The organism is Vibrio sp. 10N.222.55.C6 (assembly GCF_041473395.1).
GTDB classification, from domain to species: Bacteria; Pseudomonadota; Gammaproteobacteria; order Enterobacterales; family Vibrionaceae; genus Vibrio; species Vibrio crassostreae_C.
This window is the reverse complement of sequence record NZ_JBFRSD010000175.1, coordinates 1-551: the sequence shown is the minus strand read 5'-3', so window position 1 is coordinate 551 and position 551 is coordinate 1. Positions and strand designations below refer to the sequence as shown.

Below are 551 nucleotides of genomic sequence, written 5' to 3'. Positions count from 1 at the left end.
GCAAACGAATTAAAGCAGTTGTCCCTATGCATACGTTTGGTCACCCTGTGGAGCTCGATGAGTTGGTTGCAGTTTGCCTCAAATGGAACCTTGTTTTAGTCGAAGATGCTGCAGAAAGCCTAGGTTCTTTTTATAAGGGTAAGCACACAGGGACAATGGGTGACGTGAGTGCGGTCAGCTTCAACGGCAATAAAATCATCACGACTGGTGGTGGCGGTATGGTTCTATGTAAAACCGAGGAACTAGGAGCACGAACCAAGCATGTCACGACGACAGCGAAAGTGCCTCACCCCTACGAGTTTTTCCATGATGAACCGGGCTTTAACTACCGCATGCCTAATCTAAACGCAGCATTGGGTTGTGCACAGATGGAAGTTATTGAGCAGTACTTAAAGCAAAAAAGACAACTGGCAAAATGCTACGAAAATCTTTTCAGTGGGACTGATTTTCAGTTTGTTACTGAGCCAGATTATGCTGAGTCGAATTACTGGTTAAATGCCATTATTTGCCCAGATAAAAAAAGTAGAGAAGAGATCCTTGCGGGCACAAAC

Annotated in this window: 1 protein-coding gene; it reads left to right on the top strand. The window is 44.8% G+C overall.

Features of this window, described 5'->3' with window-relative positions; genetic code table 11:
* Positions 1-551 (top strand): DegT/DnrJ/EryC1/StrS family aminotransferase (locus AB4486_RS23105; RefSeq protein WP_372118848.1); only part of this gene is annotated, 551 nt, incomplete at both ends.